This is a genomic window from Mycobacterium sp. SP-6446 (assembly GCF_001954045.1).
In the GTDB taxonomy this organism is placed as follows: domain Bacteria; phylum Actinomycetota; class Actinomycetes; order Mycobacteriales; family Mycobacteriaceae; genus Mycobacterium.
In genome coordinates this window covers 1-7,939 of record NZ_MBEM01000075.1, presented here as the reverse complement: position 1 = coordinate 7,939, position 7,939 = coordinate 1, and the positions used below count along the sequence as shown (strand labels likewise).

Annotated in this window: 9 protein-coding genes and 1 tRNA gene; 8 read left to right on the top strand and 2 right to left on the bottom strand. The window is 65.9% G+C overall.

Features of this window, described 5'->3' with window-relative positions; translation table 11 throughout:
* Window positions 1–470: helix-turn-helix domain-containing protein (locus A5736_RS06080; protein WP_139333158.1), on the bottom strand; the 470-nt coding region annotated here is incomplete at its 3' end.
* Window positions 471–610: 140 nt separating this feature from the next.
* On the opposite strand from A5736_RS06080, the gene A5736_RS06075 reads away from it, so the two are divergent.
* The 5 genes from A5736_RS06075 to A5736_RS06055 all read left to right on the top strand — a co-directional run bounded on the left by A5736_RS06075 (window position 611) and on the right by A5736_RS06055 (window position 4,090).
* Window positions 611–1,027 (top strand): WhiB family transcriptional regulator, encoded by a 417-nt coding sequence (locus tag A5736_RS06075; protein WP_076129004.1) that lies wholly within the window; start codon window positions 611–613, stop codon window positions 1,025–1,027.
* A gap of 61 nt (window positions 1,028–1,088) precedes the next feature.
* Window positions 1,089–2,471: an acyl-CoA dehydrogenase family protein gene (locus A5736_RS06070; protein ID WP_076129006.1), complete on the top strand. Its 1,383-nt coding sequence runs from the start codon at window positions 1,089–1,091 to the stop codon at window positions 2,469–2,471.
* Between the two features lie 62 nt (window positions 2,472–2,533).
* Window positions 2,534–3,502: a pirin family protein gene (locus A5736_RS06065; protein WP_076245108.1), complete on the top strand. Its 969-nt coding sequence runs from the start codon at window positions 2,534–2,536 to the stop codon at window positions 3,500–3,502.
* Window positions 3,502–3,849: a GNAT family N-acetyltransferase gene (locus A5736_RS06060; RefSeq protein WP_076245107.1), complete on the top strand. Its 348-nt coding sequence runs from the start codon at window positions 3,502–3,504 to the stop codon at window positions 3,847–3,849. Before A5736_RS06065 ends, A5736_RS06060 begins: the two co-directional genes overlap by 1 nt.
* A 1-nt stretch (window position 3,850) precedes the next feature.
* A complete protein-coding gene (locus A5736_RS06055; protein ID WP_076129012.1) occupies window positions 3,851–4,090 on the top strand; it encodes a hypothetical protein in 240 nt (79 codons plus the stop codon).
* Window positions 4,091–4,125: 35 nt separating this feature from the next.
* On the opposite strand, the gene A5736_RS06050 is transcribed toward A5736_RS06055, so the two are convergent.
* A tRNA-Leu gene (locus A5736_RS06050) sits at window positions 4,126–4,208 on the bottom strand.
* A gap of 242 nt (window positions 4,209–4,450) precedes the next feature.
* On the opposite strand from A5736_RS06050, the gene A5736_RS06045 reads away from it, so the two are divergent.
* The 3 genes from A5736_RS06045 to A5736_RS06035 form a co-directional block, all read left to right on the top strand.
* Window positions 4,451–6,148: a DUF3662 and FHA domain-containing protein gene (locus A5736_RS06045; RefSeq protein WP_076245105.1), complete on the top strand. Its 1,698-nt coding sequence runs from the start codon at window positions 4,451–4,453 to the stop codon at window positions 6,146–6,148.
* A gap of 125 nt (window positions 6,149–6,273) precedes the next feature.
* The gene (locus A5736_RS06040; protein ID WP_076059994.1) at window positions 6,274–6,741 is read left to right on the top strand and encodes an FHA domain-containing protein; all 468 of its coding nucleotides are present in this window, start codon (window positions 6,274–6,276) and stop codon (window positions 6,739–6,741) included.
* Window positions 6,738–7,939 (top strand): PP2C family serine/threonine-protein phosphatase (locus tag A5736_RS06035; RefSeq protein WP_076245104.1); only part of this gene is annotated, 1,202 nt, incomplete at its 3' end. The genes A5736_RS06040 and A5736_RS06035, both read left to right, overlap by 4 nt.

Below are 7,939 nucleotides of genomic sequence, written 5' to 3'. Positions count from 1 at the left end.
CGCCATGAGCTGGCGGCCAGCATCTCTGCCTTCACGCATTGCGCGATCACAGAGAGAATATACGTCTCATATTCGTTTGATGTCGTCGCCGGCAGCCGATCGATGACAGATTTGAGGGCATCGAGCTGCGCTTCGGCATAGCCTTCCAGCACTTCGGTGTCGCTGTGACGGTCGACGACGACCGCGCCGGCCGGCCGCGCGGACATGGTTTCGGGCGGCTGCGCCGCGATCAGCCGGGCCAGCTCGGCATCCGGATCGGCGGCCACCAACAGCCGCGAGTAAGTCCCAGGCGGCAAGCCGAGCCCATTTTCAACCTTCTGAACTGTGCTTTTGTGCGGCTTGCGAGCGCCGCGCTCAAGATAGCTCAGTCCCATAACGCTGACGCCGGTCGCGGCGGCGAGCTCTGCCAGCGACCAATCGCGCGACTCGCGCAACGCGCGGATGGCGGCACCGGCCGATTCACGGCTCACCGCAGGCTCCGGCCATAGGCCGGATATTACACAGACCAGCTCCATCGACGTTGTATATATGTTTTTGTCACGTTTCTCTTGCGCGTGGGCCGTATACGTGTATACGCTTTTGTCTACGTTTCACCGACAAGGAGACCGACATGGGACATCCCTGCGCAGCCAACCCGGAACTATGGTTCGGCTACCCCGATGATGACGGTGGTGACGGCGCGGCGAAGGCGCGCGCTTACGAGCAGTCGGCCACCGAGGCGCGGCTCCAATGCCTGCGTCGCTGCCCGCTGGCGCAGCAGCGGCGATGCGCCCAGCACGCCATCGCACACCGGGAGGAATACGGAGTGTGGGCCGGCGTGAAACTGCCGGGTGGTCAGTACCGCAAGCGCGACCAGCTCGCCCGCGCCCACGACGTTCTCCGGCGGATCGCCGCCGGAGAGATCAATTCCCGACAGCTGCCCGAAAATGCGGCGCTGCTCGCGCGCCGCGAACATGACGTCGTTGCGGTACCCGCGGTGGTGGTGCACCTACCGCTCGCCCAAGTCGGCCCCCGTTCGGCCGCCTGACGCCTGCAATGTCTGGCCGGTCAGCCGTTTGCTGACCCGGCCCACCGGGTAGAGCGCATCCATGACGTTCGACCTGACTCCGACGGCCGCGCAACACGATCTGGCCCGGCGCACCCACGAGTTCGCCGAAGAAGTGATCCGTCCGGTCGCACTCGACTACGACCAGCGGCAGGAGTTTCCCTGGCCGGTGCTGGAGGAGGCGGCCCGGCGAGGCTTCTACAGCCCTTTGTTTTACCGCGACTTGATCGGTGATTCGACCGGCGTCTCCTTGCCGATGTTCATGGAGGAGCTGTTTTGGGGATGCGCGGGGATTGGTTTGGCGATCGTCATGCCGGCGCTGGCGTTGTCGGCGATCGGCCAAGCCGCTTCCCCCGAGCAAATGTTGCAGTGGGCACCCGAATGTTTCGGTACACCAGGCGATCTCAAACTCGCGGCGCTGGCGATCTCCGAACCCGAAGGCGGCAGCGACGTCCGCAACCTGCGCACGCATGCTCGCCGCGACGGAGACGACTGGGTTATCAACGGCCACAAGATGTGGATCGGCAATGGCGGCATCGCCAACGTGCATGTGGTCAATGCGGTGGTCGACGAGGAACTCGGCCACCGCGGCCAGGCGCTGTTCGTGATCCCGGGCGGGACCCCCGGACTGAAGATGGTGCGAAAGCTCGACAAGCTCGGCTGTCGGGCCTCCCACACCGCCGAGTTGATGTTGGAGGATGTCCGGATTCCCGGTGCCAACCTCCTTGGCGGGCAAGACAAGCTCGAACACAAGCTCGCCAAGGCGCGCGAAGCGGTGGCGGGCGGACAACGTTCGGGCTCGGCGACTTTGGGGACCTTCGAACAGACGCGTCCGATGGTCGCCGCCCAAGCGATCGGGATCGCGCGCGCCGCATTGGAGTACGCGACGTCCTACGCCACCGAACGAGAGGCCTTCGGCGGACCCATCATCGACAACCAGGGCATCGCATTCCCCCTGGCCGACCTTGCGACCCAGATCGACGCCGCTCGGCTGCTGACTTGGCGCGCCTCGTGGATGGCGGCCAACAACGTCCCCTTCGAGCGGGGCGAGGGGTCGATGTCGAAACTCGCGGCCAGTGAGGTGGCCGTCAAGGCCACCGAACGCGCCATCCAGACCTTGGGCGGCTGGGGCTACATCACCGACCATCCGGTGGAGAAGTGGTATCGAGATGCCAAGCTATACACCATCTTTGAAGGCACCAGCGAGATTCAACGGATGGTAATCTCGAACGCGTTGGGTGCCGCCGTGGGGACACCGCCGCTGCACGTGGTGATCGAGCCGTCCGGGGGACCGCTGAACCGGGTCTTCGGTCGCGGCGCGCCATTGCGATCTCGCGCCGCTGAGGCCGCGTTGTCGATGCAGGATCGGATCCCCGAACCGGTCATGCGGCTCGCGATGAAGGTGCTGCGCCCGCCGGGACGGTAGCGGGACTTGGGTATCGTCGCGGTATCGACGCCGTCTCAACACCCCCGGACGGAGGGTGAACGATGAGCAACCTTGAAGCCGCGCCAACCGAAGTAGCCTGCAGCGCTTCACGGGTCGCGGGCATCGAGGTGCTGCATCCACGAGAAGTTCCGCTGGGCGGGCCGCGAGCGATCCGGGTACAGCGAACCCTGCCGCAACGGCAACGCTCGCTGATCGGCGCGTGGTGTTTTATCGACCACTACGGCCCGGTGCGGGCGAGCATGGACGTGCCCCCGCACCCGCACACGGGACTGCAGACCGTGAGTTGGTTGTTCAGCGCGGAAGTGGAGCACCGCGACAGTGCCGGCGTACACGCCATGGTCCGACCCGGCGAACTCAACCTGATGACGGCGGGCGCGGGCATCTGCCATTCCGAAGTATCGGTGGACACGGGCGCCGTCTTGCATGGCGCACAGCTCTGGGTGGCACTTCCCGATTCTGATCGTGAGACCGCGCGCGATTTCGCCCACCATGCGCCGCCGCCGATTTCGCTGCCCGGCGCGGTCGCGCGGGTATTTCTCGGGGAACTGTCCGGCAGCCGTTCGCCCGTGCACACCTTCACGCCGCTACTCGGCGCCCAGCTCGACCTCGATTCGAACGCCCGGCTGGACCTGGACGTCGACCCGGCATTCGAGCACGGTGTGCTGTGCGATTTCGGTGCAGTGCAGCTCGGCCGCACCGCTCTGGGGGTTGCCGACCTCGGTTATCAAGGTGCGGGCAGCACGACGCTGCGGCTGCAGAACACGGGTGACCGGCCCGCGCGGGTGCTGCTGCTGGGCGGGGCGCCCTTCACCGAGGAGCTCGTGATGTGGTGGAACTTCGTCGGGCGCAGTCACGACGAGATCGTCAGCTATCGCCAACAGTGGCAGGACGCCGACCAACGCTTCGGCGCAGTCCGCGGCTACCAGGGCTCGGTCACCCGCCTGCCTGCGCCGCCACTGCCGAACGCACGGCTGCGGCCGCGACCCATCCCCGAGAGAAAGGATCCCTAATGACTACAGACAAAACCGGTGCACCGACCATCGTCACCGCGGGACACCAGACGTACACGATTGCCGTCGAAGGACGGACCGTCGGGCATGCCGACTATGCCGACCGCGGCAACCAGCGCGTCTTCCACCACACCGTCGTCGATCCCGAATTCGGCGGGCGAGGGCTGGCGACCATCCTGGTCGAAGAGGCGCTCAACGCCGCCCGCGACGAAGGCAAACGCATTGTTCCGGTGTGCTCGATGGTTCAAACGGTGCTCAAGAAGCATCCCGAATTCGACGACATCACCGACCCGGTCACCGCCGACGTCAAGGGCTGGGCAATGACGCAGCCGAAGGATCCGCGTTGACATGGTGCTGCTGGTCCTCAAGGTCGCGCTGATCGTTTTTATCGTCGGAGCCACCGTCGCTCTGATCACGCGAGGCGTTAAGCGCTCCCGAGCGAATAGGTCGGATCCACGCTGGAAAGCGCACCGCACCCAACCCGGCTACGAGGCATCCGCGCTCGGGGCCATGCCGAACACGCCACTTCCCGAATGGGCCAATTGGGATGACGAGGGCGACGACCCCGTCACGCGCTCCCAAAACTGAGGTAGTGCAACACAAGTGCGGTGCGAACCGCTCGGTGGGCGAAGGGGGACTTGAACCCCCACGTCCCGAAGGACACTGGCACCTGAAGCCAGCGCGTCTGCCATTCCGCCACTCGCCCGGGGAAACAACCGAAGGACCATACCACTGTAGTGGCCGCGTTCCCCACTCGCTCGCGCGGGCCCGGGAGCTCTCGCGCCGGGCCGCGGCCCGTACTGAGCTGGCGTGATGCGATTCTCAGAGTTCTCACGGTGCCGCAGCGTCAAGGTGTCCCGATACCATGCTTGAGTGATGCGACATGCGGGCGAGGCGTTTGCCTTGCGCCGCCGATATGCCGAGACAAGTGCGGGCGAGCGCTGAAACATGAGTAGCCACAAAGGGCTCGTTGCACGGATCGAGCGCAAACTCGAGGCGACCGTCGGCGATGCGTTTGCCCGAGTGTTCGGGGGATCGGTAGTTCCGCAGGAGGTCGAGGCCCTATTGCGCCGCGAAGCCGAAGACGGCGTGCGGCCACTTCAGGGCAATCGTTTTTTGGCCCCCAACGAATACATCATTACCCTCGGTATGCACGACTTTGAGAAGGTGCGCGCGGATCCCGATCTCACGTCGAGCGTTTTCGCTAGGTACTTGGCTGACTATATCTATGAACAGGGGTGGCAAACGTATGGTGAGGTTGTGGTTCGGTTCGAGCAGTCGCCGAACCTGCACACCGGCCAGTTCCGCGCCCGCGGTGCTGTCAACCCCGATGTCGAGCCCCGCCCGACGGACAACGAGCCCGCCCGGCCACAATTCAATCAGGCGTTCAGCGCAGAACCAGGAGTACCACCAATGACTGACAATTCGAGCTACCGCGGCGGTCAGGGGCAGGGGCGGCCCGGCGACGACTACTACGACGAGCGCTACCCGCGTCCCCAAGACGATCAGCGCGGCGGCCAGGACCCGCAGGGCGGGGCCGACCCACGAGGTGGATATCCGCCGGAGCAGGGCGGCTACCCACCCCCCGGTGGCTACCCCCCGCCTCGCCACCCCGAGCAGGGCGGTTACCAAGATCAGCGCGGCGGATACCCCGACCAGGGTGGCTACCAAGACCAGCGCGGCGGATACCCCGACCAGGGTGGCTACCAAGACCAGCGGGGCGGATACCCCGATCAAGGCGGTTACCCCGACCAGCGCGGCTACCAAGACCAGGGCCGCGGATACCCCGACCAGGGCCAGGGCGGCCCCCCGCCGTCGTATGAGCAGCGCCCCCCGGCGCCCGCCGGCGGCTACGGCGGCCAGGGCTACGACCAGGGCTACCGCCAAGGTGGTGGCTACGGACCTCCTGGCGGCGGTCAGCCCGCAGGCGGCCAGCCTGGCTACAGCAGCGGTTACGGCGAATACGGTCGCGGGCCGGCTCGCCAGGACGACGCCGGCTACGCACCGCCGCAAGGCGTACCCGAACAGCCTCGACCGCCTTACCCCGACCAGGGCGCCGGCTACGACCAGGGTTACCAGCAGGGTGGCGGCCAGGGATACGGGCAGCAGGAGTACGCCCAGCCGGAGTACGGCCAGCAAGAGTACGGCCAGCAGGACTATGGGCAAGGCGACTACACCCAGTACGCCGAGCACATTCCGGGCGGGGGCGGCGGGTACGCCCCTCCCGCGGGCGGATACGCCGAACCGCCGTCGCGCGACTACGAGTACGGACAGTCGGCCGACTACGGCCAGGCCGATTACGGTCAACCCGCAGGCGGCGGCTACGGCGGTTACGCAGGGGGCGCCTACGGCGCCGCCGGGACTTCGGTCACCCTGCAGCTCGACGACGGCAGCGGTCGGACCTATCAGCTGCGCGAAGGCGCCAACATCGTGGGTCGTGGACAGGATGCCCAGTTCCGGTTGCCCGACACCGGTGTGTCGCGCCGTCATCTTGAAATCCGCTGGGATGGACACGTGGCGCTGCTGACCGACCTCAATTCCACCAACGGCACGACCGTCAACAACGCGCCGGTACAGGAGTGGCAGTTGGCCGACGGCGACGTCATCCGTTTGGGCCACTCGGAGATCATCGTTCGGATCCACTGATCGCAGCGGGCTCAAAGCTGCCGTGCTTCGCCCCGCGCCGACCACCGTCCAAGTATCGTGACGTTGCCGATGTGCTCGGCGTCACCGATGCGAGGGGTGCGACGCCAGGACGGAAAGGACGCCAGATGCAGGGACTAGTACTGCAACTGACGCGTGCCGGATTTTTAATGTTGTTATGGGTATTCATCTGGTCGGTGCTGCGAATCCTGCGGACCGACATCTACGCACCCACGGGTGCCGTCATGGTGCGTCGCGGCTTGGCGTTACGGGGGACGCTCCTACCCTCGCGGCAGCGCCGCCACGCTGCCCGCTATTTGGTGGTGACCGAGGGTTCACTGGCGGGCGCGCGAATCACGCTCAGCGGGCAGCCCGTGCTCATCGGGCGCGCTGACGATTCGACGCTGGTGCTGACCGATGACTATGCCTCGACACGGCACGCCAGGCTGTCTCAGCGCGGCTCGGAATGGTACGTCGAGGATCTAGGATCGACCAACGGCACTTACCTTGACAGGGCGAAGGTGACGACTGCGGTACGAGTCCCAATAGCAACGCCGGTTCGGATCGGCAAAACGGCAATCGAGTTGCGCCCGTGACCCTGGTCCTGCGATATGCGGCCCGCAGCGATCGCGGCCTGGTACGCGCCAACAACGAAGACTCGGTCTATGCCGGCGCACGGCTGTTGGCGCTGGCTGACGGCATGGGTGGCCACGCCGCTGGCGAAGTGGCTTCTCAATTGGTGATCGCCGCGCTGGCCCATCTGGACGACGACGAACCGGGTGGTGACCTGCTCGCCAAGCTCGACGCGGCGGTGCGCGCCGGCAACTCGGCCATCGCCGCACAGGTCGAGATGGAACCCGAGCTCGAGGGGATGGGCACCACCCTTACCGCAATCTTGTTCGCGGGCAACCGTATTGGATTGGTGCACATCGGGGACTCGCGCGGCTATCTGCTGCGCGACGGCGAGCTGACGCAGATCACCAAGGACGACACCTTTGTCCAAACCCTGGTGGACGAAGGACGGATCACGCGGGAAGAGGCGCACAGCCACCCGCAACGATCGCTGATCATGCGTGCGCTGACTGGCCACGAGGTCGAGCCGACGTTGACCATGCGGGAAGCGCGGGCCGGCGATCGCTACCTGCTCTGCTCGGACGGGCTGTCCGACCCAGTCAGCGATGAAACCATCCTCGAGGCCCTGCAGATCCCCGACGTCGCCGAAAGCGCTTACCGCCTCATCGAATTGGCGTTGCGTGGCGGCGGACCCGACAACGTGACGGTCGTGGTGGCCGACGTCGTCGACTACGACTACGGCCAGACCCAGCCGATTCTCGCGGGGGCGGTGTCGGGTGAAGAAGACCAACTGACCACCCTGCCCAACACATCGGCCGGCCGGGCGTCCGCGATCAGCCCGCGCAAAGAGGCCGCGAAACGGGTTGCGCCACAAGAAGAAACGCCAAGCCGACCGCGGTGGCCGCGGCGCAGGATGTTTATCTTCGTGACGCTGATCGTCCTGCTGGTGCTTGCCGGCCTGGCCATCGTGCGAACCGTAATCCGAAGCAACTATTACGTCGCCGAATATAACGGCATCGTCTCGATCGTGCGGGGAATTCAAGGGTCGATGCTGGGCGTGTCACTGCACGACCCTTATTTGGTGGGTTGTCTCAACGCGCGCAATGAACTGTCGCTTATCAGTTACAGCCAGTCCGGAGGGCACCTCGACTGTCACCTGATGCGATTGCAGGACCTGCGTCCCGCGGAGCGCGCCCAGGTTCAGGCGGGGCTGCCGGGCGG

What these genes read in the sequence shown, in the direction of transcription:
- A5736_RS06040 (WP_076059994.1), top strand. Translation starts at nt 6,274, where the DNA reads ATGCAGGGACTAGTACTGCAACTGACGCGTGCCGGATTTTTAATGTTG.
- A5736_RS06065 (WP_076245108.1), top strand. Translation starts at nt 2,534, where the DNA reads ATGAGCAACCTTGAAGCCGCGCCAACCGAAGTAGCCTGCAGCGCTTCA.
- A5736_RS06060 (WP_076245107.1), top strand. Translation starts at nt 3,502, where the DNA reads ATGACTACAGACAAAACCGGTGCACCGACCATCGTCACCGCGGGACAC.
- A5736_RS06055 (WP_076129012.1), top strand. Translation starts at nt 3,851, where the DNA reads ATGGTGCTGCTGGTCCTCAAGGTCGCGCTGATCGTTTTTATCGTCGGA.
- A5736_RS06045 (WP_076245105.1), top strand. Translation starts at nt 4,451, where the DNA reads ATGAGTAGCCACAAAGGGCTCGTTGCACGGATCGAGCGCAAACTCGAG.
- A5736_RS06070 (WP_076129006.1), top strand. Translation starts at nt 1,089, where the DNA reads ATGACGTTCGACCTGACTCCGACGGCCGCGCAACACGATCTGGCCCGG.
- A5736_RS06075 (WP_076129004.1), top strand. Translation starts at nt 611, where the DNA reads ATGGGACATCCCTGCGCAGCCAACCCGGAACTATGGTTCGGCTACCCC.